Here is a 25956-nt window from a genome sequence, read left to right as displayed (position 1 = left end):
GCCCAGGGCGGCGGGCACATCGTCAACATGACGGCCAGTATCGTCGACAACGCCGATTCCCGAGTCCCGTCCGTCCTCGCCGCACTGACCAAGGGCGGCCTGCAAGCCGCCACCAAGTCCCTCGCCATCGAGTACGCCACTCGCGGCATCCGGGCCAACGCCGTCGCTCCAGGCACCACCCGCACCCCGATGCACGACCCGCAGATCCACGAGTTCCTCGCCGGCCTGCAGCCCGTCGGACACATGGGCGAGATCCGCGACGTCGTCGAGGCGGTCGTCTACCTGGAGAACGCGCCGTTCGTCACCGGCGAAATCCTCCACGTCGACGGCGGCATGAGCGCCGGCCACTGACCATGGACTTCGGAATTTCCACCTTTGTGACCGATGAAGGTATCCGCCCCAGTGTACTGGGAGAGGCGCTGGAGGAGCGCGGGTTCGACTCGCTGTTCGTGGCCGAGCACTCGCATATCCCGGTGAGCCGGAAGAGCCCCCACCCTCGCTACGACAGCCTCCCGCGCTCGTACTACCGCACGCTGGACCCGTTCGTCGCGCTCACTGCGGCCGCGGTGAACACGTCGAACCTGGTGCTGGGCACGGGCATCGCGCTGCTCGCCCAGCGCGACGTGATCTATACGGCCAAGGAGGTCGCCTCACTCGACCTGGTGTCGCGCGGCCGGGTGGCATTCGGCGTCGGCGTGGGCTGGAACCGCGAGGAGACGGAGAACCACAGCATCGACCCGCGCACCCGTGGTGAGCGGATCAACGAGCAAATCGCGGCACTCAAGACGATCTGGACGCAGGAGCAGGCCGAGTATCACGGCAAGCACGTGAACTTCGACCCGATCTTCGCGTGGCCCAAGCCCGTGCAGACCCCGCACCCGCCGATCTACGTCGGTGGCGGGAGTCCGGCCGCGCTGCGCCGGCTCGCCCGCCACGGCGACGCCTGGCTGCCAACCCAGCAGACCTCCGCCGACGAAATCCGCCGCGTCCGCGAATGGCTCGCCGAGCAAGGTCGCGCCGACGTACCGTTCACAGTTTTCGGCGACGGCTCCACCGACACCGACGCGATCAAGCGGTTCGCCGAAGCCGGCGTGGAGCGCTACACGTTCCTGCTGCCCACAATGCCCGAGGCCGAGACGATCACCGTGCTCGACGACCTCGCCCGACGGGCGGCAGATCACCGGTGAACCGCGGTTCGACGAGCGCATGAGGTCCGGGACGTTCAGTTCGTCACGGACGAGGGCACCCGTCCCGACGCGCGCACATCCCTGCCGACCGGCAGTCGCCGTGCCCAGCGGGTGGTGAGCTGCCGCGGATGAGCTGCGGAGGTACGACCCGTTCGTGGACACTCGCGGCCGCGGCCTCGGTCACGTCGACGTTGCTGCTGGACGATCGGGTCGCCTGCACGCAGCGCGACCCGATCACCCTGCGCGACGAGGTGGCTCCCGGCGCCGTCTTTGGCGCCGGCTGCCGGACGGCCTACCTGCGCTTCTGAGTCACCGTCAAGGGCCGGTGGCCACGCCATCACGGTGTGGCCACCGGCCCTTGACGTTTCGAACCGGCGCGAAGTGGACAGTGGTTGGCGGGATCCCCGCCCGTAACGTAGCTACTCAGGCTTGAGCACTCTCGCTGGAATCGTTCTTGAAGATGGTGGGGAGCGACGTAGGCGCGGCGGGCTTCGCCCGGGTCGATTTCGGCGGGGATGGGTCGCCGTCGAGTTGGCCACGCTGCGCTGCTTCATCTTCGAGGGCGGCGACTACCTCGGCCACACCGCCCGGGAGAGGGTCATCGCCCGCTACGTCTGCCGGCGCGACAAACACGCACAACCCAAAACACCGTCTCGCCATCGGCTTCAATATTCGCCGTGCCGGTTACCTACCCACCGTTGACAGCCGAAGCACTAGTGAGGACTGCGCGCTCCTTGAGCGACGAGTTTCTTCGCCAGGTCGATCAATGCCTCCGGTGACGAAAGGGACACCTGGCGGGGTGGGCCCTCTGCCCGGGCGCTGGGCACGAGGTCGAGCAGGCCGCCATCGGTTCGCCGTTCGACGTCGGCCAGGTCGCGCCACGGCGTGCGCAGCCACGCTCCCGGTCGGTCGTCAGCCGGGTGGTACAGCGCCGCCGATGTTGCGACCACAGCGACCGGGGTGGAGGCCCCCTGTGCGACGAGAAGGACGCGTTCTCCTTCTTCGAACATGGCTCGTAGAGGTGCTAATGCGGCGCGAACCGGAATACCGCTGATGTACCACCTGATCGCGTATGCCACCGCACTGGCTGCGAACATGACCGCGACCAACACGAGCCAACGAGCGAGGTACGGCTCTTGCGTTTGACCGGTGGCCGCCTGATAGGCGATGGCGCCCTGCTGGATGATGCCCGGCAGAAATAGCAAGAACGTCAGCGCGGTGCCCAAGACGGGGATGCGGATGTAGTTCAGGGCAGGCACACGAGGCGGCGCTGAACTGCGGCGAAGTCGGCGCACAGCGCCCAGCACGGAGGTGGACGAAATGTCCAGCAGGGCATAGACGGGGAACAGAATGAGGTCGTGCGCCACGACGGCCGCGAGGAACCAGGTCAGCGCCAACGGCCAGAGGCGGTCGGTCACCTCGTGCGTGGCGGCGAATCCGGCCAGTGCGAAACAGACGACCAGCACCAGCAGATGCAGGGGATTGTCGCCGTAGAACCCGCGGACGCGGGAAAGGACAGTACGCATCGTCAGCGGCTCCGGAACTCGATGGACCGAACCCATTTCGTGCAGTGCACCCCGGGCAGGGCCGGCACGATGACCCGTGCCGGGAATCCGTGGTCCAGCGACAAGTCGGTGCCGTTGACCCGCAAGGCCAGCAACGCGTCGGGATCCAGCACCTGGTTGGCCTGCAGGGTGGCTCGGCCGAACGAGCCGGTGTCGATGGACACGACCATCGCCCACTCCGGATCCGGCACGCCGACCGCTGCGGCCAGATCCCGGAGCCGGACTCCCGACCAGTCCTGCGTCGCGGACCAGCCTTCCACACAGGCGATCGGCAGCGTGGCGGCGTGCTGGGGCATCGCGAGGAGTTCGGTACGGTCGAGCTGAACCGGACGTGGACCGCCCAGCAGCGACAGCCGCCACGCCGGGCCCGTGTCCCTGGCCGTGATCTGCGCGGCGACAGCGGTTTTGTTGACCTGGAAGTCGTTGGGTCCTTCGCCGTAGGACCGCCCGCGCGGCAACAGCAGCGCCCAGCTACGGGTGAATCCTCCGATGGTCTGCCCGGCTGTGAGCACAGCGACCAGCAGCGCTCCTCCGCCTACCAGTCCGATCGCTCCCCTGCGGCTGATCGTCGCCGGCGCAGGTGCGATGGCAACCAGGTCGCTGTCGACGGGTTCGGGCCGGGTTTCAGCGCGAGTCGTACGCAGTTCCGCTCGCAGGGACCTCGAACGCAGTGCCCTGACCATCTTCGGCAACTTGATCACGACGTGGGAGACGAATGCCCCGATGAACACCCAGGCACCGACGTAGTGAGCGCGGTAGAAGCTGAACCCGAAGATGTAGTCGTACTGGATGTTCAGCACCCCGGTGGCGATCTCGAAGAGGATGCCACCTACCAGCAGCAGCAGTGACAGCCGCTCCAGCAGCTGGGCGATCGAGCGTGACGCCGGCCAGGCGAACAGCTTCGGCACCACCGACCAGAGCTTGGCCAGCACCACCGGGATCATCACAAGGCCGAGTCCGACGTGCAGGCCTTCGGTCAGCCGGAACAGCCATGACGGCCGGGTCGGCCAGTCGAAGAACGGCAGGTGCATCCAGCCGACGTCGACGGGAAACGCTTGCCTGAACTGCGGGCCATAGGCGATGTAGTCCAGCAGCCCCGTAAGGATCACCAGCGGCAGCATCGCCAGCAGCACAGCACCGAAGATCGACGTCAGCCATGGCCCCCGCAGCGGACTGCGCCAGGCGCGGGTCCTGCCGAGACCAGGTGGCCGGCGCTTTCCGATGGTCCGCCAGAAGGTTGCGGGGAAGCCGTACTCGACGTCCTCGCCAGGCGGCTCGGCCGCGAGGTGGTCGACTTCGCGAGAGCCCGAAGGCCGAGGCGAGCTATTTGCCATAGACGACAGGCAGGGGCGTCGCGCCGCCGCCTGCACCCCCTTGTTGAATTGAGCTGATCACCGGTTTTCCATATCGATCACATTCACTCACCGATCAGGTACGACCAGTGGGTCCGGACACCTCGTCCATGTGGTGCCCAGGCCCAGGGCGAGCTTGTACCGCTGATGCGGTTGTCCGCGCACTCCCCAGGAACCCGTCGAACGCGCCCCACCATTCGTCGGCGTACTCGGTGAACTCATACCAAGTTGGCGGCACAGAGCCGCCCCCGTCTTACCTCATGTGCGCAGCTCTAGCCCTGACCGGAGCCCTGGGAAGCACCAGCGCCTCCGGCCTGCTGCAACTCTGCGTTTCGGGTTCACCGGGTCGAGTTGGTTGGGGCCGCGTTCAAGCCGGCCGTCCGCGACCCGATCGCCGCGCTGCCCGTCGCATCCCACTTGCGGTGAGGGAAAGGGGCGGGACGATGACGGATAGGCTCCGAACGTACGGCCCGCTTGATCTGCCGTCCTGGTCCGCCTCCCCCGCCGATCGCAACCTCACGCCGTCCGGCAAGGTGACGATGTGGCTGTTGGGCGTCAAGGGCTGGGCACCACACGCGTGCTTCCGTCGGAAGAACCAACCACCGGACCTGGCTCCAGAGATCCGCCTCAACCGCTGACACGACACGCCCAAGCCCGAACTCGCGTCGTGAGGTGGATCGTGGTGGCGCGAAGAGGATCGGAACACCACGGATTTCGGCCTACCGTGCACCTCGATTCGCAGGAGTGCAGCCGCTCCGCGTCGACGGGAGACCTGATCGTGAACCACGAATACGACGTTGCGATTGTCGGGTACGGCCCCTCTGGGCTCGTCCTGGCATCCACCCTGGGCAAGGCCGGGCATTCGGTGGTGGTGTTCGAGCGCTGGCCCTCGCTCTACGGGCTACCGCGCCTGACGCACATCGACGGCGAGACCGCGCGCATCGTCCAAGCCGTCGGGGACCTCGACCACGCCCTCCGGGACGCGCTGCCCCTGTCGGGCTACCGGTACCTCAACGGTTCGGGAGAACTGCTCCTCGATCTGAACTGGCGTGGCAGCTCGTGCGGTCACCCCGCGCACCTGTCGATCTACCAGCCCGACATCGATGATGCGATCGACGCCCACGTACGGGCGTCGGGCCGTGTCGAGGTCAACCAGGGCTGGTCGATGGTCGCCGTCCGGCCACACGACGACGGTGTCGAGCTCGCCGCCCGGCCGTGGACCCTTAGGAGTTCTAAACCACCCAGTCGAGCAGCGGCCCCGCACCCGGACGACCTGATGACGCCCCACCAGTGCCTTGTTCTAGTCAGCTTCCCGGGCACCGGTGCAGGCCGCCGCCACAGGTCACGCCGAAGCCGGCTCTTCGTCGTCTCTGAGGCCCTCCGGTGCGGAATCGACGGAGCCTTGGTGGTCCGCAATTCCGGCGCGCAGCTGGTACCACCACATCGCGCAGCCCAGCCACATCGCGGTAGCCGAACCCCAGGCCGTGCCCACGGCGCCGCCGAGTATCGCGCCGCCCAGCCCGCCGAGGAGATAGCCCGCCGACGCGAACAGCTGGGCTCGCAAGCTGCGGCGAGCGGCTCCCAGCGCACGCAGCCCGGCCGCCGCACCCGCGACGAGACCCGACCCGGTGACCGACAGCGTCACGGGCAGGATTAACGGTTGGGCGGCGGTCCAAACCTCACCCATTACCCAGCGCCCGACCGAATCGGGGAGCACGAGCAGCAGTCCGAGTCCCCAGCACAGCGCGGCGGCGGACTGGCCGCCGCCGAGGATCACGCAGAAGTGCTTCAGCCGCTCGGGTGCCCGCTGCAACACCCGTGCTCCCTCCGCGACCGTGACCAGTGACAGCCCCATCAGCAGTGCGAGGAACGGGCCGAGGAGTTGCTCAGCGCCACGGATCGCACCGACGGCAGCGATGCCCGCGATCGCGCCCAGCCCGTACGCCCGCAGCTGCGACGCACCGCTGTTGCTCACGTTCTCGACGAGGTAGCGCACGCTCAGGTCGCGCTGGGACCGCAGCCACCCGAGCATCTCCCCCACGCGCGGGCCGATCCCGCACTGGAACCAGCCGAAGCCCGCCGCGGCAGTGGCGGAGAATCCCCAGGCCAGCACGAACGCCATTACGGTATGGAAGTGTGCGGCGACAAACAGCGCCGGAACGAGTACGACGCCGCAGACGCAGTCGTTGATGAAAGACTTCTTGCCCTCGCCCTTGGCGAAGAACGCGAAGCGCCAGGCGTCCTGCAGGAGCAGTCCGGGCAGCACGACTGCGAGCGCGACGAACGCGGTGCCGAGCGGGCCCCCCACAACGAGCCCGGCGACCAGACTGAGCAACCCCGTCGCGCACCCCACGCCGATGGCCGTGCCCGACGAGCTCGCGACGCCCGTGCGCCAGCGGTCCTCCGGCACGGCGCTGAAGCGCACCATGAGCGGATCGGTGGCGAGGCCGCGTGACACGTTGAGCACCACGCCGTAGGTCACCCAGACGAGGCTGAAGATGCCAAAAGCGAAGGTGCCGAGTGAGCGAGCCACGTACAGGCCGACGGCGAAATTTGTCAGGCTGGACACCGCCTGGTCGCCGAGCCCCCAGCTCAACCGCCCGGCCATAGCGCGCACGGCGCCGGAGGACAGTGGCGAGCGGGATCCCCGATGGCGACCGGCCATGGCGTTCACCGTCCGGCCGAACCGGCGTCGTGGCACACACGTGCCGCGGCGCCGACGACTGCGACGAGCCTCTGTCCGACGTCGATCGTTGAGATATCTGGACCATTTTTGGCAAGATCGCAGCCGGCCGAGTTCGCCGAACCGCGGAGCCGACGTGTGGCCATCGAGCGAACTCCCCCTTGCCTTCCGGGCACCAGGTGTACCGAACACGTCGAGCCACAGCAGAACGTCGTTACAGCAACCTGCGGACGTCCGGCCGCCGAACGCGACGGACGTCATGACGACCGGCCGGGTGCGATACAGCGCGAGCGCGGGGTTCGGCACATCGGCAGAACCGGGATCGAGTTGCACGCAGGCCGCACCCGCCGGCAGCCAAGTCAACACCGCCACAATGCCGGTCACCAAAGCACTTCGGTCCGCTTGAGAGGATCCGCGAACAGCTTCTCCGCCAGCACTGCGTACTGCGCGTCGAGGAGGCTCCTCTTCTCCTCGACGCGCGTCGTCATCGCCGCGCGGAATTCGCCGTCCCGGGCTTCGAGGTCGGTGAACTGCCTGATGAGACGGTCGACGTCGACCGCGCGCGCGGACTGGCAGAACTCGCCCAGACCCATGTCGGCCATGATGTGGTCGCTCTTCGCCGAATAGCTGATCGAGATGGTCGGTTTCGCGAGCTTCAGCGAACACACCACGTTGTGGTACCGCGCACCGACGACGACGCCGAGTGAAGCGATTTCGACCAGCAGGTCGCCCAACGTCGTCAACTTGGCCGCGCTCACCCGGCCTGCCGGGAGGCCCGGGTAGATCGACCTCACGTCGGCCAGCACCTCCTCGACCACGGTGTCGTCGACCGCATCCCCGGTGAGCAACCGGACTTCGCGATCGTTATCGACGAGCCAGTGGACGAACTCCTTCATCGCAGCCACGTAGGATTCGCGGATTTCCCTTGCGCGCCGGCGATCGTCGTTGCTTCCGTGAAACTCCATCACCCCGACACCGACCGCATTGGCCCGAACCTCCACGGGAGGGGGGTCGGGCAACGAGAACACGAGCTCCGGGTACACCTGGTCGTTCGACGTGTCGAGGCCGGTCTGCCCAAGCGCGTCGCGGGAAAGCGCATCCCGGAACGATCGGTAGTGCGCGAATCGCGCCGCGGTACGGAACAGCAGCCTCGTCGTATCCTGCCGGACGACGTTGGACCCGACGTTGAGCAGAGCGACCCTGGTCCCCCACAGCCGGCCCGAGAGGCTGAGCAGGCACAGCGCGTAGGGAAAACCCCAGGCGCGCAACGGAAGCGTGGTTTCGAGGACTCCTGCACCAGGAACGATCACCACGTCGAATCGGCGGGTCCACGTGATGGTCCGGATCGAGTCGATGACCTTGCCGGCGGCCTTCAACGCCGCCGCCCACAGACCAGTCACCCGGCGATCACGTGAGGTGTACCAGAGCAACGAAGTCGACGGAATGCCGTACCGCGCTTGGACTTGACCCGGGCCCGAGCACAGACAACCCAGTTCCGCGTCAGGATAGTGCTCGCGCACGTGCGCGAGCACCACTTCGAGCGACCCGTCATTGCCGATGTTGCCCGCCCCGAGGAGGCCGAAGAATCCGACCTTCAGTCCGGTGGCGCGCTTGCGGTTGCGCACCGCTGCGTCGAAGCGAAACGTCACGTGGTCCTCCCCAGTAGTCCGGACTCGTCGGTGTCGATGGCCGGTTTCACCTTTCGCCACCCGGCGCTGGAAACGATCCGCGCTTGCGCTGCGTCACGCGTGCACAGCACGGCGCCCCGCTCGTGTGACCCCCGCTCGTCGATCCCCCGACTGGGCGCCGGTCGCCCCAGCTCCAGCCGTTATGTCTGCACAAATGGGTAGTTCGTTACATATCGTGCGTGCCGTGCACCAGAATTCAGCGTTCGGCGCGCCTTCTGGCCATGACGAGGCACGCGGTAGCCAGGCGTGTCCGCCACCCCGTCGCAGGGTCCGGTGCGGCACCGTCGACGGGGTAGGTGACCAGCCGGTCGAAAGGTGGCGCGAGCACGGCCGGGTGGAAGTGCGCCAGCTCGACCGCGTCCATCCCGGTGCGCGAGAACAGATTTGCACAACTCCGATGCCGAGTAGATGCGCATCGCGTGCTCCAAGCGGCCGTGCCGCCGCTCTGCGGGAATCCCCAACGCTGCCTCAGCCCGGCGAGCCGCGCGCAGCAGGGGCCACGACACGCGGAACTGCACGAATCGGTACGGGCTGAGTGGGTTGAGCACGCTGACCACGAGCAAGCCACCCGGGCGCAGCACCCGGCTGACCTCAAGCAGCACCTCTGCGGCATCGGTGTACTCGAGTACACCCAGCACCAGCACGATGTCGAACGTCGCGTCGTCGAACGGCAGATCCTCGGCGCACCCCTCGAGGACATGGACGCCGGGCAGGTGCGCGGTGCGGCGCCGGCAGGACTGCACCATTTCCGGGGAGCGGTCGAGTGCGGTGATCTCGAACCGTCCCCGACCGGCCTCGGCGAGCGCGGCTGTCGTCTGCCCCGGCCCGCAGCCCAGAACTAGGATGCGGCCACCGGGATGCCGTGCCACCACGCGGGAGACCAGCACCCGCCGCGCGCGGGCGAACCGGCCCGATGCGCCGTGGCCGGCGTGAGAATGCGCGTAGCCCTCCGCCGCGGCCCGGAATCAAACTGAGCCGACACCTGCCGGTCCCACACGCGCCGGGCCGCGGCGACCGCGGGGTCGGTGACCACTTCCGTTCCGCTCACGAGCGGCCCCCTCGCGGCTGAGCGCCGACTCCTTCCAGCCCCCACGCCGTCCTTCACCAGGAAGAAGTAAGTCGCCCGGGAAGAGGCCGACGACGGACCGCATGCGGATGGCGGCGTTCACGACGGCGCCCGCGAAGACCGGGGTCTCGGTGTCGGCAAGGATCCGCAACGCGACGGCCCCACCCAGCGAGCCGCCGAGAACGCCGATCGCACCGTCATCGACCGGCAGCTGCCCACGGATCGACTCCAGCACGGTCGGGAACTCCTCGGTCGCCTGCGCGACGATGGGGTACAGAGCGGCCATCAGGACGACCTTGCGGAGAAGCTCCAAGCCGGCGTCCATGCTGCCGTCGACCATGCGCGCCCCGCACATCGGCGTGCCAAGGTGCACCCGCCACGCGGGCAGGTCGTTCACCGGCAACGCAGCACACTACGACCGCGTGGGTCCGCGCCACCCTGTCCAGTTCGGCGGGCGAAGGCTCACGGCCACTGCCGGTCTGCTCCACGTAGTACCGCCACATCCGCTCTTCCACCGTCGGAGCATCAGCCGTTCCAGGAGTGCCGTCGCGCAATTTGCGCTGTCGAAGCGGCACGACCCGCCCTCGACCTCAGCCGAACCCAACACAAACTCGATGGCCTCGCCGACCTGGTGACGCTTGAGCGCACGGTTGAGCAACTCCACGGCAAGCAAGAGAGCAAGCGGCAGCCACGCGGGACACAGCCGACCCGACCGGTCAACCCGGGCAATGCCTCGAGCGCCGTCAACGGCTCGCGCACCACCGGTTCCTACCTCGGCGCAACAGGCCCTCGGAGTCCTTCCACGACGGATGGCTCTGCACCGGCGACGCCGCGGTCATCTCCCCCACGCCTGACCTGCAGATCAAGTACCGCTCCAGGGACCTAATCAAGAGCTGCGGCGAGTAAATCTCGGCCATCGAGCTGGCGAACCACCTGATGCTCCACCTGGCGGTCGAGGAAGCCCGGCGATCGGCGTCTCGCACGAAAGTGGCAGGAACGCCTGATCGCCTGGATCGTCCCCACCGCCGAGGTCTCCGATGACCTGCTGAACAGGTACCAAGTTCCCCGTACTAGATCCCGGACGCCTTCGTGCCTGTTGGATCATCCCGAAGAAGCCGGTCGGTAAGCTCGACAGGGTGGGCATGCGCACTCGCCAAGCAGCCGGCACCGCACAGCTGGCTATGCCTGACCGCAGCTTCACCCAGACCGCGTGACAGTCGGGCACCAATACACCCGGCAGTACCGATTACGCCAGCCTCGATGTGTAGGTCGTTATACAACCAGCTAACGCGCACGCGACTGAGCCAGTCGGTCGAACGATCCCGAACACGCCGTCATAGGGCGACAGCCCGGGGCATCGGTCCAACGTGCATCCGCATCAACCACACCAGGCTCAATCCTCGCCACCGAACGACGCCGTGGACTTGGTCGCGCAATGGATGAGCAGGAAGAACCAAATCGGCACAGCATCCACAGACCTTCACGTCAACGGCCTGCGGTTCGCGTTCTACGGCCGGACCTCGACCGTGCGGCACCAAGATCGCGTGTCGTCGCAGGGCTGGCAGCGAGACATGGCCAATGACCTGATAGCGGGCCGCGGCCAGGTCATCGCCGCCTACTTCGACGTCGGCACCTCACGCCGCCTCCCGTGGCCACTACGAACGCAGGCGGCACGACTCATGGCCGAGATCACCAGGTCACAACCGACGGTCGATGCGATCGTGGTCAGCGAGTACGAGCGCGCTTTCACCGGCGCCCAGTTCGCCACGATGTACGCCTGGTGCCAGCGCCACGGCATCCAGCTGTGGCTTCCCGAAACGGGCGGGCCAGTCGATCTGGGCAACCACGATCACCGATCTCTTCTGGCTTTGCTGGCGACACAGTCGCAGCGGGAGGTCCTGCGCGCCCGCAACCGGGTGCTCGCGGCGATGCACAACCAGGCCACCCAGCAAGGCCGCTACCTCGGTGGCCGACCACCCTACGGCTATCGCCTCGTCGACGCCGGCCCGCACCCGAACCGCGCGGACGCCCGCTGGGGTCGGCGGCTCCAGCGCCTCGCCCCCGATCCGCGAACCGCGCCGCACGTAGCCTGAATGTTCCAGCCCCGTCTCGCCGGCCACAGTGTCGCGAGCATCGCCCGACACCTCAACGAGCGCGGTGTCCCCTGCCCGTCCAGCGCCGACCCGGACCGCAATCGACACCGAACCCGCCGCGCCTGGACCTTGCGCACCGTCGCCGTCATCCTGGCGAACCCGCGCTACACCGGCCTCCAGACCTGGAACCGCCGCGCGACCAGACCCGACGGCCCAGCGTCAACGCCAGCGCTGTCCGCAAAGACCGCCCATCCAGCGATCGTCACGGACCAGGACTTCATCGCCGCGCAGCACATGCGAGCGGCGCGATCTGCCAGTGACGGTCAACCCCACCGGTTCGCCTTGGCCGGCTTGATTCACTGTGGTGTTTGCGACCGGCGGCTGGACTCGCACTGGAACGACGGTCGGCCGGCCTACCGCTGCCGCCACGGACACACCAGCACGCAACGCAGGAACCAGCCGCGGCCGAGGACGCTCTACATCCGCGAAGACCATCTCATCGACCAGATCAACATCCGACTCGGCGACCAGGGCTCCGATGGCCGAAGCAAGCTCGAACCTGATCGAACCCGAAACAGCCGAGTCGCTGCAGCGCTACGCGACTCCGGAAAGTTCGTCATCTGCGACAGTGCCGGATGGCGACTGGAGGAGGTCGATGCGAGCTAGGGTAGGGTCCACCCAGTTCCAAGATCGCGTTTCGCGATCCGTGGGGTAATACTCTGTCCGAGGGGGGACTTGAACCCCTTCGCATGGGAAATCTCCCAAGTTTCGGGAGACCATGCCACCAGAGTAACTGACGCGCACGCGCTGCGTGCACAGCACCCGACTCTCGATATCGTCGGCAATTGATCGCGGTGTCGCAGCACAAGCGGCTCGCCCGACTACCGGGGCCGGAGCCGAGCCAGCCCGCAGGCAGGCAGGTGCGACCGGTCGCTAATCGAGGGTTGGGCCGACGCTGCCAGGCGGACTCACTCAGTCGTCTGCTGTTCGTGTGGCTCATGCCGACTCGCCGCTGGCCTCTACACGACAGACTCGGCGTCTGCCGTGCTCGGCGACGCGAAGCAGGACCGGTTGCTGCTCACGTGTTTCGCGTCGGTCAACGACCGGAACGAACTCGTCTGGTTGACGTGAGTTCCCGCCGCCCGTGATCCAGGGACGAGTAGCGTTCGGGTAGTAGCCGAGTAGCACGGTCGGCCACCCTGGACCGAGTCCGATTATGTAGAGATGCAAACGATCGACAAGCCGATACCCATTTCGGTCACCGCCAAGGAATTATGATTCCTCCTGGGCCCAGCGGTGTGCTGAACTGCGAAAACGCAGGTCAGCGGCGAGCGTTTCGGCCATAATCCCTTCGGTTTGAGCAGATCCCCCAGATGCGGCGGTGAAGTCCAGCGGCCCAAGTCGTCGTGCACCGGCGGCCGCTTTGCGAGAAGGTCCTTCTTCGTGGCGTGCTGAGAGAAGATCTGCTGCATCGAGCAATTCCGCCACTTTGAGGACACGGTCTGGGTCGGGTTTTCGCGAAGGGGCCGGTAGCTCACGGTTGTTGATCCGTGAGGTTGAGCGTGGACCAGAACAGGACGGCGACGACGAGCAGGAACGCATCTGCGAGGCCTGAGGTGCCTGCGACGAGCAGGACCGCGAGCACGAGGGGGATGAGCACGGCTTCGCGGCGCGAAATGGCCAAATGGCCTGATGGGGTCTGTTGGGGGGACACGGGATCTCCTGTGGGCGGGAGGCTGCTGCGGATGGGCGTGACGGGGGCCACTGCGGCAGCTGGGCTTGGGCATGGTTCGTTGGGTCTGCGGCAGAGGGGTCGGCGGCGACGCGGGCTGGTGGTGTCGGTGGGTCGTTCGTGAGCGAGGACAGGGCCTTGGCCGGTGGCGGCCGTCGGCTCAGACCTTGGTGTGGCGGGTCATTCCGGCGTCTGGGAGCACCAAGCCAGGCGACCTCGTCCTGGCGCGGCGCCGCTCTAAGCGGGGCCACACGGTAATGCTGAACACGGTTAAGCCTGTCCGGCTGGGTCGACTGGGTGACGCGGTCGAGCTTCGCGCGCACGGTCTCATCCGCGGCTGCGGTCACGAGCAGCACAGCGATGAGTCGTGCCGCCGCGCGGTCGGAGGTGACCAGGATTTCGTTTCAGGCTCTACAGTCATGGGGATCTCCTGATCTCGGTGGCTTCGCGGCAGTGGGTGGCGGCCCACAGGTCGAACTGCTCGTGCTCGGACAGCTGACGCCGCCATGGTCGGCTTTTGAGCAGCAAGCGAACGCAGTGGGCGAGGCGGCGCCACTGCGCGTGTCACAGAATCACCTCGGCAGACTCGGAGCGCCCGATCGGCACGGTCGGCGAGCTCGTCGGCTGCCTGGTGCGGCCGCCCGGCCGTGCGGGCCACACTGGGTGTCCACTTGAGGTCGCGCAGGTATCGCAGCACGCGCGATGTGTTGTTCGCGTCCGGGAACACACGAGGGGCGTCCGACCAGTCGAGGTGCCGTACCCCAAAGAACGGATGATCAGGGCGATTTGTTAGGAGGGCAAACCAGCCTGACGTTCAACCGATTCGGTGTGGTCGGGGCGGGCTCGGTTTACGATTCTTCTTCGTCGTCTCATGGTGGCGATATGCCCGTTATGACGGTCGGCTCGCTGCCGGATAGCCATCGCCGCCGGAGTTCCTGCGCGGACGGGGGCTTGTGGGCCGACGGGAGCGCGCCGTGGCCGGCGTTCGAGCAGTGTCGGGAGGACCGGTCGATTCTTGCCGGCGCTGGTGCGAGCGGCCACCCGGCTGCCGTGGTGGCGGCGTACCACGGGGACCAACGGATCTTCGACGAACGTCTTCGGTCGGTCGGCCCGGCATCGCGCGCGGTCTACGTGCGGGCGCTTCACCCGATCCCGGGCAGGAAGGGGACGGCTGCAAGCCCTGGTCGAGGAGGCTGGTCGTGCGGCTGCCAGGGACACCAGGTGGTCGCTCGGAGTTCCCGGATGATCAACGCACGAGCGCGATCGCGATATCGAGCGCGACTCGGGAACGCTCGGCTTCGTCGCCTCCCAGGTGACCGGCGCGCACGTCGGCCATGAAGAGCGCGTCCAAGGCGAGACGCGCCTTGATGCGGCCGGCGACGTCGTCCGCCGGGCGCAGGAATTCGGCCAGCCGGTCCATCCGATCGGAGAAATCCACCATGGCTTTCAGCTCCCGCATCGCTCGGCCTTGGCCGTTCTGAGCGAAGCGCATGAAGGCCCCCAGCCGCCGGACATCAACTCGCTGAGCCGGCGAAGCACCTCCGCCCTGGCCTCCGAATCTCCTGTTCGGCTCTCGGTCCAGTCGGTGATCGTGTCGACCGAGCGGAGGATGGGTTCCGATTTCGTGTATCGAAATCAACGTCCGTGTAAGGGCCATCTGGAAGTTTGGAGACTCATCGCATGCGGTTCGGGTACGCCCGGGTGTCCACCCGCGACCAGAGCACCGACCACCAGATCGACGCGCTCGCCGCGGCCGGGGTGGCCGAGGAGAGCATGTTCATCGAGAAGGTCTCGGGGAAGCTGTCCTCGCGCCCGAAGCTGGACCTGATGCTGGACAAGCTCCGCGCCGGCGACGAGGTCGTGGTGACCCGGCTCAAGCGCATCGGCCGGTCCCAGCAGCACCTGCTCAAGCTGGTCCGCTGGTTCGGCGAGCACGAGGTCGACTTCATCGTGCTGGAACAGGGCATCGACACCTCCACCCCAGGCGGGCGGCTGGTGTTCCACTTCCTCGCCGCACTCGCCGAGTACGACCGGGAGATGATCGTCGAGGGCACGATGGACGGCCTGGCTGCCGCCCGGTCCCGCGGCCGTGTCGGTGGCCGGCCCCCAGTGCTGACGCAGCGGCAATTGGATCAGGCGCAGCGGATGTATGACGCGGGGGAGCACACCGTCGCCGAGATCGCCGAGACCTTCCGTGTCGGGCGCACCACCCTCTACCGGCAGCTGCACGCCTACAAGGACGGCGGCGACTGCGCGCTGGTCGTCTACCGCAACACCCGTACCCGCAAGATCGACGTCGACATCAGCCGCCGCTACGGCGAGACCGGCGCCGGCGAGAAGGTGCAACTGGAGGCCGACCGCAAATGGTTCCCGATCGCCCCCGCCCGCTGGCCACGACTCAAGGCGATCGTCTACGTCGTCGACGGCGCCGTCGCCCGCATCCGCGGCGTCGAGTCGGACCTGGCGAAGTGGGACACCGACGACCGCGGCTACGCCGACGTTCCCGTCACCAAGCCGCTCACCGAGCTGCAGATCGCCAAGCGGCTCCCGACACTGGGCATCGCGCTCGGCGACCACCGCCCCCACGTCCGCGGCAAAATCCGCGAATACGTGTCCTTGTAGGCCCGGGAGGAGAACATCTCGATGGGATGGCGCGGATAAGCTGGCTGACACCGGTGCTGCGATCTGGTCGCTACATCTAGACGCCGCGAGCCGCGCGGTTTCCCGACGACGGGGGCTGCTGTTGCAACTGGTCGGGGATCTGCACGACGCTCAGGCCGGCGTTGCGGGCGCGGATGGTCATGCCGCGGTCCCAATTGATCACGGTGATGGGGCGTCCGGCGAGCGGTTGCAGCGCGCTGGTGCGGGCGACGATCTCGTCGTCCTCGATGGGAAGCCGGTGGTGCGCCGGTGGGTCGGGCACGATCTCGATGGTCACCGCACCACGTAGCCATCCGACGTCGTCCATCAGAGGTGCCTGCCTCTGGAGCGGGCCCGGGCCGGTGGAGTTGCCGCACACCCGCTCCAGCGTTTTCAACGTGTCGCGGGCACGGCGCTGAGGATCGCTCTTGCCCCGGTTCTTCTGGTTGTCGAGCTCATCTACGACCATCATCGGCACCAGAACGTGCACCGGGGCGCCGTCGCGGGCGACCAGCGCGGCGAAGTCCAGTTGCTCGACCGGGTCCCTGTGGTGGAGGTAGACGTTGGTGTCGACCACGACGAAGACTTCCTCGCCGTTGCCCCACTTGCGGATGCAGGCCTCAACCGCGGACTGGGCCTCCTTGAAGGCCGCGATCCGCTGGTCGCTGCCGGCGAAGCTGCCGGTCAGCAGCAGCTCGTAGCGGCGGGTAAGCACCAGCCGGTTGATGTCCTCGCTGCTGACAAGGCCGCGCAGCGCACGCACAGCGTCGGTGGTCCACTCCAGATACGACAGCAGCCACGCGTACGCCTCACCTGAATGATGCCCCGAGGCCAGGTTGGCCGCGTCGAAGCCCAGCCTCAGTAGGGTGTCGCGCAGTTTGTGCCGGTCGATTCCGGGCAGGCAGTTGAGGACCACGCGCCAATCCTGCCATCGGCCCCGACATCGGAACTGGCACGGCAGCGGGGTTAGAAGGCGGTCGGCGGGCGTGGTAGCCGTCCGACCAGCATCCGCCGGCGCCGGCTACGTGGACTGGCCACGCACCTCTCACGGGTCATCAGCTTGGGGGCCCGGCCGGCCGGGCACCACGCCCGGGGCGGTCACCGTCGGGAACTCCGAAAGTACGCTTCGCAAAGTCATCATATTCGCATTGCCAGGAGAATTCTTCTCGCTCACGAAACAGGTGAAACGGGCTAGAATATGAAGAACGCCCCGACCAGCGGCTGAGGCGTTCGGTAAACCAAGGGCTCAGTTATTGAATTGGCCCTCGACTGCCGCGTTGCTCGAGTTGAAGTCGCCCGCCGCCTCTGCAGCCGCCGTCGCTTCCTTCTGCGCCTGGTCAGCCGCCTTCTGGGCCTGCTGCACCACGGCGTCCGCCACCCGCTGCGCCGCGTCGTCCTGAGCCTGGTCTCCGATTCCCATTATTCCTCCCCTGACTAGTTTCCGTTGGGCTCTGCCAGCCTATTCGGCAATGCCTCTGTCCGCGCACATATATGTCTCAATGACTGATTTGATCCAAATATTCGACCTTAACAAGCTATACTGGCTGCACTTTCGACAACGAACTACATCGGAAGGTGAACTCTTCTCGAGGCGGCCTCGTTGAAGATCGCCGGTCGCCAGGGGGCGCTCACCGGCAACGTGGCTTTGCGGGATGCCGGCACCCGCGGCTGGCTGATAGGGCACTTCGCCCAGGCCGAGGAAGATCGAGACGGCTGAGCGCGGCGGCGCGCACGCTCACGATGCTCGTGGCGGATGGCCCTCGGTCCTTGTGGCGGCTGTCAGTACGTGCCTACGAAGTAGGCATCTGTGTGATCAACTCCGTCGTCGCCGAGGACGTAGGTGACTCGGCATTGTAGGCGGGTGCCGGCAGTGCCGGCCGCGGGCAGCCCATAAGCCGTGAAGAGGTCCGCCGATTCGCCGGGCAGCACCTCGCCGGTTTCCTGGTCGTACACGCCAGTCACGTCAGGGAGGTCCTGATTCGTGGCGGTTCGGCAGGAGGAGCTGACCCCGTTATCCAGACTCTGGCTCGCGGGAACGATCATGGTGCTGTGGTTGTCGACCCGCAGATCGCTGCGCTAGTGCGCGGGGATGACCGAAGGGTGTCCGGTCGAATCGACTGGCCCGGTCGCGGATGCCGGCACGGCAGCGACCGTCAAGGTGATCGTCACGTCGGGGACCGGATTCCATGCTGTCCCGAATGACTTGATGAAGGGTGCCGGGCTGATGGCCTCCGTGGAAGCGGACGAAGGACTCACCTGCGGTGGCCCGCTTCCACTCGGCCCGGCACAGGCTGCGATCAGCAGAGCCCCTCCGACAGCCAAGGTTCTACCCAGGCCAAATCGCCGAGTTGTCGCGGCCGCGGTCGCAACCACTCGGGAGCAGGAACACTGCCGGATCGCCATGCCCTTCCCGAGCGAAGGGCGGCGGCCCCGTTGATCAGCAACCATGGAGCCCTCGCACACCTGTCGTATATGAGTCGTGAGCACCAAGAGCGGTGTTACCAGCATTCACGCTGGCAGGGCCCTAGGGTGCCTAACGGCGTGTGGGCTCAGTGACCGCAAGCCAGGCTTATCCGCTCGACCTGCGGCGAGGGCTGGCGTCCGGCGGATGCCCATGGTGATCGCCCACGATGGGCACCACCCACACGCTGTCCTTCAGTTGCTAGACGGCATCGGCGACGCATGGTCCAGGCCGGGTCGCGAACCCCTGAGCGCGTGACATTGGCTCGGACACGGCAAGCTTTACTGATCGTTCCTGCGGAAACAGCGAACAGCCTCGTGTGGTTCGCGATCGATCGTTTACGCATTACCGGCACGAGCCGAAGAGCCGGTCGATCGCAACACGAGCCCGAGCCAGCGTCGCGCTAAGCGTTGTTTTTCGGCGCCGGCTACCGGGAGGCCATATAGCCACGCTCACGCCGTGCGGCGGCACAACCGTGCCGTGCTCGCGGCGGCCGGGCTGACGGCGGAGATGTACCTAGAGATGAAGTCCCTGCAGCACCAGGAGGAGGTCTTCGGGGTGGTCTCGACCCGTCATTTCGGTGTCCAGACCAAGCGTCACGGTGCCGCAGGTGACGCGCCTGACCGCGGCCACCCGCGGGCTGTCGGCCCCGTCGCGCTCGACTACCTCGTGGTTACCGGCCGCCCGCCGTACTCGCCGCTCGGCGGCGGGGGACGCGCTGCCGAGCGACAGCGCGTTCGTGTCCCTCACCGACACCGGCCGCGCCGTGCTCTCGCGCCTGACCCCGCAGCTGCAGGACTGACCCCGCACCCCGCTCAGCCCTGCCGGTTCCTTCTCTTCCCGGCAAGGCTGAGCTGTCTCTGCGGTTTACAGCGACCGGAACAGGTGGCTGGCGTTGTTGTTCAGCAGCTCGGGCACGAAGTTGCCCCAGGTGCCGGGGTAGTAGGTCTCTTCGGCGCCGCCGTACCCGCTGTTGTAGTACACCGTGACCTTGTACTTGGTGCGGTTCCACGCGGAGATGGCGTTGTTCTTGACGCAGGTGCCGATTCCCCGGCCGGCTCCCTTGAACTCGTAGCAGGTCGGCTGCGAGTCGCCGTAGTTTGAGATCGAGCCGGTGAAGTCCGACAACGACTCGGTCCGCTCGTTCCCCCAGTAGAGGCAGAATTCACCCGCGTCACAGTGTCCGTCACGAGCCGCTGCATGAGCAGTGCTGACTGCTGTGGCCGCGAGAACGACACTGGTCCCGACGGCGACCGAGGCCCGAGCCAGGATCTTTCCGATGTTCCTCAACAGAACCCTCCCCTGTTCGCTGAATGTCCCTGGTACATGGGGACATACCTGAATTTTTGCGCAGTAAAGGCTGACTCAGGGAGAATCCGGATAAAGTAACCTGATTGGCCCTACTGAAGTAAAGGCAGCGACCAAGCGGCCACTTCTGCCGTGTGCGACGCGTACGCGTCGCTTAGCCCGGACGAGGCCCTGCTCGACCTTGTCGGCCTCGGCCCGCGGGCGCTGACCAATCTGCGCGCCGCGCTGCCCTACGCCCCCCCGGCCCCCGCCGCCGAAGGTCTGCGCAGGCCGTCGATTGTCACGGGCAACGCATCGGCCGACGCCGGCGTTCGCGGCTGGCTGGTCGGGCACGTCGCACCACCGGAGAGCGGCCGGCACGCCGACGAGGTGAGGTGAAATGGGGCACACCACGCCGCCGCGCTGGCCCACGACGGGCCGGCCGTGATCGAACTGCGCACCGGTCGCGACCAGATCACCCCGGACCTGTGGATCGCCGGCAGCGCCGTCCCCACCCTCACCGACCTCATCACCGCCGGCGAAGTGCTGGCTTCACCGCCGACGGGTTATACGGACAAGGCGAGGACGCCGAGTACCCCGCGCTGCACGGCCACATCTGGGTGCCGATCGACGACCACAACACCGCCATCTACAAGCGTCGCAGCGGTACAGCCGTTAGCGCTAAGCCAAGATCCGCAGGTCAACGGGCGCCCGCGGGAGAAGTTGCTGCAGCCTCGATCGACGACACGCTCACGCCGAGATGCAAGCGACAGTCCCCGGCTGGCCGTCTGTTCCCCGTTCTGGTGCTGTCACGCGAGGTGCTTCGGCGACGCCCCGTAGTTCGGTGGGTCACGACGAACCGTATCGGGTGTTGAAAACCCGTCAGAGCGGACGCATACCAGTGCATGGAGCCATCCACCGACCCCCAGTGGTGATGGACGCGCCGACCGCCACCAGCCATTCCCACACCGATGGTGAGGCGCTATTCACCCCCGACGGGGCACCGCCGGTTGTTGTACCAGGCTCCACGGATTTCCAGCGTGGACCCGAGTTTCGTCACGCCGGGACCCACGCACCTATAGTCATCGAACCCGCCGATGATGTCGACCTTGATCTCCACCCACGTGCCGTCCGAAGTGCAGTGGTTGTAGTACGCAGTGCCCGTGCGAGGAAAGTATCCGCACGGATCAGCCGCAAAGGCTGGAGAGGCCGCCACCAGCGCAGATGATCCCACCAGGGCCGCAACGAGGCCGACACGCAATAAACGCACAATTCCCCCATAGTGGTCGATTTTGACGACGTGGGAGAGCGTAATTGACCATGGCAACAAGCTGGTGAGCTTTTTCCGAAATTGGTCCATTCGGATCGTGCCAGCAGAGCGGCTGATTGCGGCGTTGAGTAGCAGCGGTACAGCCGTTAGCGCTAAGCCGTGAAGTGCTGGTCAACGTCTTGTGCGGTCGCGGCGTCGGCGGGAGCGTGACAGGTCACGAGGGCGGCTTGGGGTGACCGGCAAACGGATTCAGTCGATGGGGGTTGTCACGATTGGCCTCCCGGCAGCGAGGATTCAGCGACACGGCATGCCTTTCCCGCGCCGCACACCGGCCCCCGGAGGCCTGTGGGGGTGAAGCTCGATCGGCCGGGCCAACCGATCTCCCTCGAGGGCCAGCGACCCATGGCGTAGCCGGTACCGGACGTCCGGTGTACCGAATCCGTTCACCCCATTGCCACGAGCCCGGCACCCGTGTCCTGCACGCTCGCCCAGGTTTGACGAGAGAACGGACGGGACGGACAGATGGCGACGTTTTCCCTGGATCGGCGGCGGTTCCTGACACTGGCCGGTGGCACGGTCGGTGCCGTGGCGCTGGGGGTGGGGCAGCTCGCGGAAGCGGCTGAGCTCGACCCCGCGCCCTTCACCCTGGGCGTGGCCTCCGGTGAGCCCGACCACACCAGCGTGGTGCTGTGGACGCGGCTCGCGCCGGATCCGCTCGACGCGGCGACCGGCGGGATGCCGGCCGAGCCGGTGCGGGTGACGTGGGAGCTGGCGCGCGACGAAGGTTTCCGTCACGTGATCGGGCGCGGGGAGGTCACCGCGGTGCCCGAGTCGGCGCACACCGTGCACGTGCTGGCCACGGACCTCGCGCCGGATCAGTGGTACTGGTACCGCTTCACCGCCGACGGCGTCCGCAGCCGCACCGGCCGCACGCGCACGCTGCCGGCGCCCGGTGCGAAGCCGGACATGATGCGATTCGCTTTCGTTTCGTGCCAATCGTGGGTGGGCGGGCCGTACCCGGCCTACCGGGACCTGGCCGCGCAGGACCTCGACTTCGTCGTGCACCTCGGCGACTACATCTACGAGACCACCAAGGGCGGCCTCGACGAGTTCCGCCGGCTGCACGCGCTGTACAAGACCTCGCCGGACCTGCGTGCGGCACACGCCCGGTTCCCGTTCTTCCTCACCTGGGACGACCACGAGGTGCAGAACAACTACGCCGGCGACGTCGCGGGCGGCGTCGGCGACGGGCGGCCGTTCCTGGAGCGCCGCGCCAACGGTTACCAGGCGTACTACGAGCACCTGCCGATGCGTCCCGAACAGCAGGCCCACGGTCCGGACGCCCTGATGTACCGGAGGATGAGCTTCGGCCGGCTCGCCGAGTTCAGCATCCTCGACACCCGCCAGTACCGCTCCGACCAGGCGCTGGGTGACGGCCGCAAGGAACCGACCGGCGAGGTCTTCGACCCGGCGCGCACGCTCACCGGGCCCGAGCAGGAGCGCTGGCTGCTCGAGGGGCTCGCCGCGTCGAAGGCCACGTGGAACGTGATCGCGCAGCAGACCATCATGGCGCAGTTCGACTACGACCTCGGCCCGGGCAAGATCGTCAACCTGGACCAGTGGGACGGCTACCCGCCGGCCCGTGCGCGCATCCTCGACTTCATCGCCCGCGAGCGCCCCGCCAACCCGGTCGTGCTGAGCGGCGACTGGCACACGCACTGGGTCAACGACCTCAAGACCGACTTCGACGACCCGCAGTCGCGCACCATCGCCACGGAGTTCGTGGGCTCGTCCATCTCGTCGGGCGCGGGCTGGGACGCCGACGTCCGCCTCGGCTTGCCGGCGAACCCGCACGTCAAGTTCTACAACGGCACCTACCGCGGCTACGTGCGCTGCGAGGTCACGCGTGAGACGTGGCGCAGCGACCTGCGGATCATGCTCAACGCGAGCGACGCGGCATCGCCCGCATACACCATCGCGGCCTACGAAGTGCGCGACGGCGTGCCGGGTGCGTACCGGGTCGATGACGGCGACGGCCTGGCCGGTGTGGTCACCGACCGCGCCAACGGCAAGCCGCTGGGCAACGTCGAGGTCGCCGTGTACCGGGAGGACGGCTCGCGGCTCGTCGCCGTCACGACCGACCCCGCCGGCCAGTACGTCGCCTTCGCCCCGCCGGGCACCTACACTTTGCGCGTCAACGGCGTCGGCTACGACCTGGCCTCAGCACCGGCGGCGATCGGCGCGATGGGTGGGGCCACAGTGGACTTCCACCTCACCAGGTCGGTGGCCACGGCGGCGAAGGGCCGCACGGTGCCGGGTCCGCAGTCGCAGGCCACCGCGTCGGACTTCGTGCTGGCCAACGACCTGCTCGCCCTGGCGATCTCCGCCGGCACCACCGACCCGCAGCTGCCCGGTGCGACGCTCGGCAAACCGCTCGACCTCGCCGCCGTCGGCCACCTCGATCAGCTGGACTGGATGAACCTGCCCTACGCCTCGGCGTCGCAGCCTCGCGGCGGCAATGCGTGGCAACAGCTGACCGTGCGGGCCACCGCCGTCGACCTGATCTCGCCGACCGAGATCCGGGTCACCGGCGTCAGCACCGCGGTGGCCGGCATCGGCGTGGTGACCACGTTCGGCGTGCGCACGGGCGAGCCGTGGGTGCGCGCGGAGACGGTGTTCACCAACACCGGCGACGTGGCCCGCACCGTCTGGCTCGGCGACGTCCTCGACCACGACGGCACCGGCCAGCGCAGCGGCATCGCCGGTCACGGCACCATCACCGCCTCCGCGCCTGCCGACTTCACTCCCACGTCCCCCTGGCTCGGCATGACCGGTTCCGACCGCCAGACCTACGGCCTGCTCTACGACGAGCTCGGCTTCACCGTCTACGCGTGCGGCATCTGGGCCATGACCCAGCGGCAGATCACCCTCGCCCCGGGCGCCACCTTCACGCTGGGCCGCCGCATCGCCGCCGTCGACAACGGTGGGGTGGCCGATCCGTTCGCGGTGCTTGCCGGACTCTGATCGGGCGGTTGAGGGTGGGGCACCGGAAGCCCGGTGTCCCACCCTCCTTTGTGGACGAATGGCCGCCGGCGCGGTCCTGACGAAACGATGGGGGGCGGCCGAACAGGTCGCGCTCCACCGGATCTTCGGCGGGGCTGGGCGCGACTTCGGCGGTCCACTGGCGATCCTGCTGGAACTTCCGTGCCGGCGGTGGAGCGCACCGCGAGCAGGCCGGGCGCGGTCCCGGCCGGGTAGACGCGGCGGTGGATCCGCCCGGCGCTCACCCCGCGTATGAGCAGGTCAACGAGGGAGAGGCCAGGGGCGCCGGGCTCGAGCTGGCGGCCATGCCGCCGGACGAGGTCGTCGGGCCTGGGCGGATCGAGCTGCGTCTCGACGGCCGGGCAGTCGGGGTGGCCACGCTTGTCGTGTGCCCTCAGGATCGGACCGGAGTACTCGAACACGTCCAGGTCGATGACGAGCACCGGGGCCGCGGCTACGGGCGGATCCTCGCGCTGGCCGCGTTCTCCCGCGTGGACTGGGCCACCTTTGTGCTGCGGATGTTCTCCTACGACCCGGTTGCGGCAAGCCTGGCCGAGCTGGGCTATCAGAGCGCCCGCGTCGACGGTGTGTTCCGGCAGCGGAGGTTCGCCTCGGAGGAGGAGCAGACCCAGATCCTGGACACGCTCTCGAGTGCGGGTATGGACCCGGAGGGCTTGGAGACCGACGGCTGGCTGTACGCCCACCTGTACATCTCCCGGCCGGCCGGCGCGGCCACGGAGCTCGCCACCGTGATGAACGCCGTGTCGCCTGGTTCAGGCACCAGTCTCGCTGAGTTGGCGGATCCGCCACCGATCCGCCAATGAGCAAGGCCCGGCCTGCACCATGTGCAAACCGGGCCTTTTCGCTGTAGCGGGCACAGGATTTGAACCTGCGACCTCTGGGTTATGAGCCCAGCGAGCTACCGAGCTGCTCCACCCCGCGTCGTGTGTTGAAAGGCTACACGGGGGGCGTGGTGGCGGCGGACCCAGTCGTCCGGGTCGGCCGGACCATGGCACGACAGAGCGCGGCGTGTGGTTGGGAACCGCCTCGCGCGACGCTGACTGGTCGACGCAATCAAGCAGCAGCGCGCGCCACCTCGCGACCCGACTGATCGAAGCGGTCGAACACCCCGCTTCGGGTGGCAGCCGTCTCACCTCGCCCGGCCTAATGGTTCTCTAAAACGATCGTTTCTGAAACTCGCCCGTGACCTCAGCTCTGCCAGAGGAACGCGGCCTCGCCACAGGGCCGGCACGTGAAGAGGTAACCGAGGCCCCCACCGCCGAAGTTCGCGGAGGTGGCGAAGTCGTAGCCCTCCGCCAGCTCGGCTGTGAACGTCATGCGGGTGGCGCACACGGGACAGTCGGGGGTCTCGTCCCCCTGGATCCAGTCAGGCTCGCCGCCCAGCCGTCCGAGGACCGGCTCCTCCGTGTTTTCGCCGGCGGGATGGAGACGCAGAGCCGTCACGGCTCCCAACAGCGGCTCACCGTCGGCTGGGACAGCGGCGGGGGTGAGTTCACCGGTGAACAGGAAGGCGCGGTTGACGCCGGCAGTGGCGTCCCAGTCATCGCACATGCCGGGATCGTTCCGGCAGAAGAACGCCGCAACCACACCGATTTCCAGGGGTAGATGGGCGAGGAACTGCATGGCCCCGCCGCACTCGCGGCACCTCGGCCAGACGAAGTCGTCCGGGACGAGTGGGACTCCGCCGCTGCGTAGCGTGGGCGCGTCGGCAGTGGTTTGCCCGTCGTAGATCAGCAGCACGGACACAGCCTAAAGTCAGCTTCTGAGCGCTATGCCGGTGGGAATCGCCGAGACCAGGACGTCAGGCCATCAGGGCCTCCGGCTCAGCGGTCGTAGTAGCTCGGCGGCGATGGTTCGTGCCGCTGCCGG

The 25956-nt window shown here is 67.5% G+C and carries 24 protein-coding genes, 1 tRNA gene and 1 pseudogene; 11 read left to right on the top strand and 15 right to left on the bottom strand.

Annotated features, from left to right (window positions below):
* From ABZU76_RS38760 to ABZU76_RS38750, 3 genes are all read left to right on the top strand, one after another.
* Nucleotides 1–351 (top strand): SDR family oxidoreductase (locus ABZU76_RS38760; protein WP_354879232.1); only part of this gene is annotated, 351 nt, incomplete at its 5' end.
* 2 nt (nucleotides 352–353) lie between these two features.
* Complete coding sequence (locus ABZU76_RS38755; protein ID WP_354879229.1) at nucleotides 354–1187, top strand: LLM class F420-dependent oxidoreductase; 834 nt, start codon at nucleotides 354–356, stop codon at nucleotides 1185–1187.
* Between the two features lie 128 nt (nucleotides 1188–1315).
* A complete protein-coding gene (locus tag ABZU76_RS38750; protein WP_354879226.1) occupies nucleotides 1316–1495 on the top strand; it encodes a hypothetical protein in 180 nt (59 codons plus the stop codon).
* Between the two features lie 405 nt (nucleotides 1496–1900).
* Here ABZU76_RS38750 and ABZU76_RS38745 read toward each other — a convergent pair whose 3' ends face one another.
* Together ABZU76_RS38745 and ABZU76_RS38740 are read right to left on the bottom strand one after the other, a co-directional pair.
* Entirely contained in the window at nucleotides 1901–2713 is an 813-nt protein-coding gene (locus ABZU76_RS38745) for a hypothetical protein (RefSeq protein ID WP_354879223.1), read from the bottom strand.
* Nucleotides 2714–2715: 2 nt separating this feature from the next.
* Complete coding sequence (locus tag ABZU76_RS38740; RefSeq protein ID WP_354879220.1) at nucleotides 2716–4122, bottom strand: molybdopterin-dependent oxidoreductase; 1407 nt, start codon at nucleotides 4120–4122, stop codon at nucleotides 2716–2718.
* A gap of 523 nt (nucleotides 4123–4645) precedes the next feature.
* On the opposite strand from ABZU76_RS38740, the pseudogene ABZU76_RS38735 reads away from it, so the two are divergent.
* Nucleotides 4646–5293: pseudogene (locus ABZU76_RS38735) on the top strand (FAD-dependent monooxygenase); the annotation flags it as partial.
* 153 nt (nucleotides 5294–5446) lie between these two features.
* Here ABZU76_RS38735 and ABZU76_RS38730 read toward each other — a convergent pair.
* From ABZU76_RS38730 to ABZU76_RS38715, 4 genes are all read right to left on the bottom strand, one after another.
* On the bottom strand, nucleotides 5447–6769 hold the full coding sequence (locus tag ABZU76_RS38730) for a hypothetical protein (protein ID WP_354879256.1): 1323 nt from the start codon (nucleotides 6767–6769) through the stop codon (nucleotides 5447–5449).
* 398 nt (nucleotides 6770–7167) lie between these two features.
* A complete protein-coding gene (locus tag ABZU76_RS38725) occupies nucleotides 7168–8436 on the bottom strand; it encodes a polysaccharide pyruvyl transferase family protein (protein ID WP_354879217.1) in 1269 nt (422 codons plus the stop codon).
* A 179-nt stretch (nucleotides 8437–8615) separates the two neighbouring features.
* Nucleotides 8616–9362 carry a class I SAM-dependent methyltransferase gene (locus ABZU76_RS38720; protein ID WP_354879214.1) on the bottom strand — a complete coding sequence of 249 codons (747 nt, stop codon included), beginning with the start codon at nucleotides 9360–9362 and terminating at the stop codon, nucleotides 8616–8618.
* A 78-nt stretch (nucleotides 9363–9440) separates the two neighbouring features.
* Nucleotides 9441–9944, bottom strand: a complete 504-nt coding sequence (locus tag ABZU76_RS38715; protein WP_354879211.1) for a hypothetical protein — start codon at nucleotides 9942–9944, stop codon at nucleotides 9441–9443.
* A 1015-nt stretch (nucleotides 9945–10959) separates the two neighbouring features.
* On the opposite strand from ABZU76_RS38715, the gene ABZU76_RS38710 reads away from it, so the two are divergent.
* Nucleotides 10960–11634 carry a recombinase family protein gene (locus tag ABZU76_RS38710; RefSeq protein WP_354879208.1) on the top strand — a complete coding sequence of 225 codons (675 nt, stop codon included), beginning with the start codon at nucleotides 10960–10962 and terminating at the stop codon, nucleotides 11632–11634.
* Nucleotides 11635–12300: a recombinase family protein gene (locus ABZU76_RS38705; RefSeq protein ID WP_354879205.1), complete on the top strand. Its 666-nt coding sequence runs from the start codon at nucleotides 11635–11637 to the stop codon at nucleotides 12298–12300. It begins immediately after the preceding gene.
* A gap of 868 nt (nucleotides 12301–13168) precedes the next feature.
* On the opposite strand, the gene ABZU76_RS38700 is transcribed toward ABZU76_RS38705, so the two are convergent.
* Together ABZU76_RS38700 and ABZU76_RS38695 are read right to left on the bottom strand one after the other, a co-directional pair.
* Nucleotides 13169–13348 carry a hypothetical protein gene (locus tag ABZU76_RS38700; protein ID WP_354879202.1) on the bottom strand — a complete coding sequence of 60 codons (180 nt, stop codon included), beginning with the start codon at nucleotides 13346–13348 and terminating at the stop codon, nucleotides 13169–13171.
* A gap of 1264 nt (nucleotides 13349–14612) precedes the next feature.
* Entirely contained in the window at nucleotides 14613–14825 is a 213-nt protein-coding gene (locus ABZU76_RS38695) for a hypothetical protein (RefSeq protein WP_354879199.1), read from the bottom strand.
* A gap of 221 nt (nucleotides 14826–15046) precedes the next feature.
* Between ABZU76_RS38695 and ABZU76_RS38690 the strand changes: the two genes are divergently transcribed.
* Entirely contained in the window at nucleotides 15047–15988 is a 942-nt protein-coding gene (locus ABZU76_RS38690) for a recombinase family protein (protein ID WP_354879197.1), read from the top strand.
* Nucleotides 15989–16064: 76 nt separating this feature from the next.
* Here the strand turns inward: ABZU76_RS38690 and ABZU76_RS38685 are convergent, their stop codons facing one another.
* The 3 genes from ABZU76_RS38685 to ABZU76_RS38675 form a co-directional block, all read right to left on the bottom strand.
* Nucleotides 16065–16922 (bottom strand): PIN domain-containing protein, encoded by an 858-nt coding sequence (locus ABZU76_RS38685; RefSeq protein WP_354879195.1) that lies wholly within the window; start codon nucleotides 16920–16922, stop codon nucleotides 16065–16067.
* Between the two features lie 330 nt (nucleotides 16923–17252).
* Nucleotides 17253–17426, bottom strand: a complete 174-nt coding sequence (locus ABZU76_RS38680; RefSeq protein ID WP_354879192.1) for a hypothetical protein — start codon at nucleotides 17424–17426, stop codon at nucleotides 17253–17255.
* 359 nt (nucleotides 17427–17785) lie between these two features.
* Complete coding sequence (locus ABZU76_RS38675; protein ID WP_354879189.1) at nucleotides 17786–17959, bottom strand: hypothetical protein; 174 nt, start codon at nucleotides 17957–17959, stop codon at nucleotides 17786–17788.
* A 1118-nt stretch (nucleotides 17960–19077) separates the two neighbouring features.
* Between ABZU76_RS38675 and ABZU76_RS38670 the strand changes: the two genes are divergently transcribed.
* A complete protein-coding gene (locus ABZU76_RS38670; protein WP_354879186.1) occupies nucleotides 19078–19269 on the top strand; it encodes a hypothetical protein in 192 nt (63 codons plus the stop codon).
* A 65-nt stretch (nucleotides 19270–19334) separates the two neighbouring features.
* On the opposite strand, the gene ABZU76_RS38665 is transcribed toward ABZU76_RS38670, so the two are convergent.
* On the bottom strand, nucleotides 19335–19757 hold the full coding sequence (locus ABZU76_RS38665; RefSeq protein WP_354879184.1) for a peptidase inhibitor family I36 protein: 423 nt from the start codon (nucleotides 19755–19757) through the stop codon (nucleotides 19335–19337).
* Between the two features lie 150 nt (nucleotides 19758–19907).
* Between ABZU76_RS38665 and ABZU76_RS38660 the strand changes: the two genes are divergently transcribed.
* On the top strand, nucleotides 19908–20153 hold the full coding sequence (locus ABZU76_RS38660; protein WP_354879181.1) for a hypothetical protein: 246 nt from the start codon (nucleotides 19908–19910) through the stop codon (nucleotides 20151–20153).
* A 583-nt stretch (nucleotides 20154–20736) separates the two neighbouring features.
* Here the strand turns inward: ABZU76_RS38660 and ABZU76_RS38655 are convergent.
* On the bottom strand, nucleotides 20737–21114 hold the full coding sequence (locus ABZU76_RS38655) for a DUF6355 family natural product biosynthesis protein (protein WP_354879178.1): 378 nt from the start codon (nucleotides 21112–21114) through the stop codon (nucleotides 20737–20739).
* Nucleotides 21115–21546: 432 nt separating this feature from the next.
* On the opposite strand from ABZU76_RS38655, the gene ABZU76_RS38650 reads away from it, so the two are divergent.
* Nucleotides 21547–24048, top strand: a complete 2502-nt coding sequence (locus ABZU76_RS38650) for an alkaline phosphatase D family protein (RefSeq protein WP_354879175.1) — start codon at nucleotides 21547–21549, stop codon at nucleotides 24046–24048.
* A 323-nt stretch (nucleotides 24049–24371) separates the two neighbouring features.
* On the top strand, nucleotides 24372–24890 hold the full coding sequence (locus ABZU76_RS38645) for a GNAT family N-acetyltransferase (RefSeq protein WP_354879253.1): 519 nt from the start codon (nucleotides 24372–24374) through the stop codon (nucleotides 24888–24890).
* 44 nt (nucleotides 24891–24934) lie between these two features.
* Here ABZU76_RS38645 and ABZU76_RS38640 read toward each other — a convergent pair.
* Together ABZU76_RS38640 and ABZU76_RS38635 are read right to left on the bottom strand one after the other, a co-directional pair.
* Nucleotides 24935–25008: transfer RNA gene (locus ABZU76_RS38640), tRNA-Met, on the bottom strand.
* Between the two features lie 267 nt (nucleotides 25009–25275).
* Entirely contained in the window at nucleotides 25276–25827 is a 552-nt protein-coding gene (locus ABZU76_RS38635) for a hypothetical protein (protein ID WP_354879172.1), read from the bottom strand.
* Nucleotides 25828–25956: the final 129 nt, after the last annotated feature.

It is taken from the genome of Amycolatopsis sp. NPDC005232, assembly GCF_040607795.1.
In the GTDB taxonomy this organism is placed as follows: domain Bacteria; phylum Actinomycetota; class Actinomycetes; order Mycobacteriales; family Pseudonocardiaceae; genus Amycolatopsis.
This window is presented reverse-complemented; position numbering and strand designations above follow the sequence as displayed.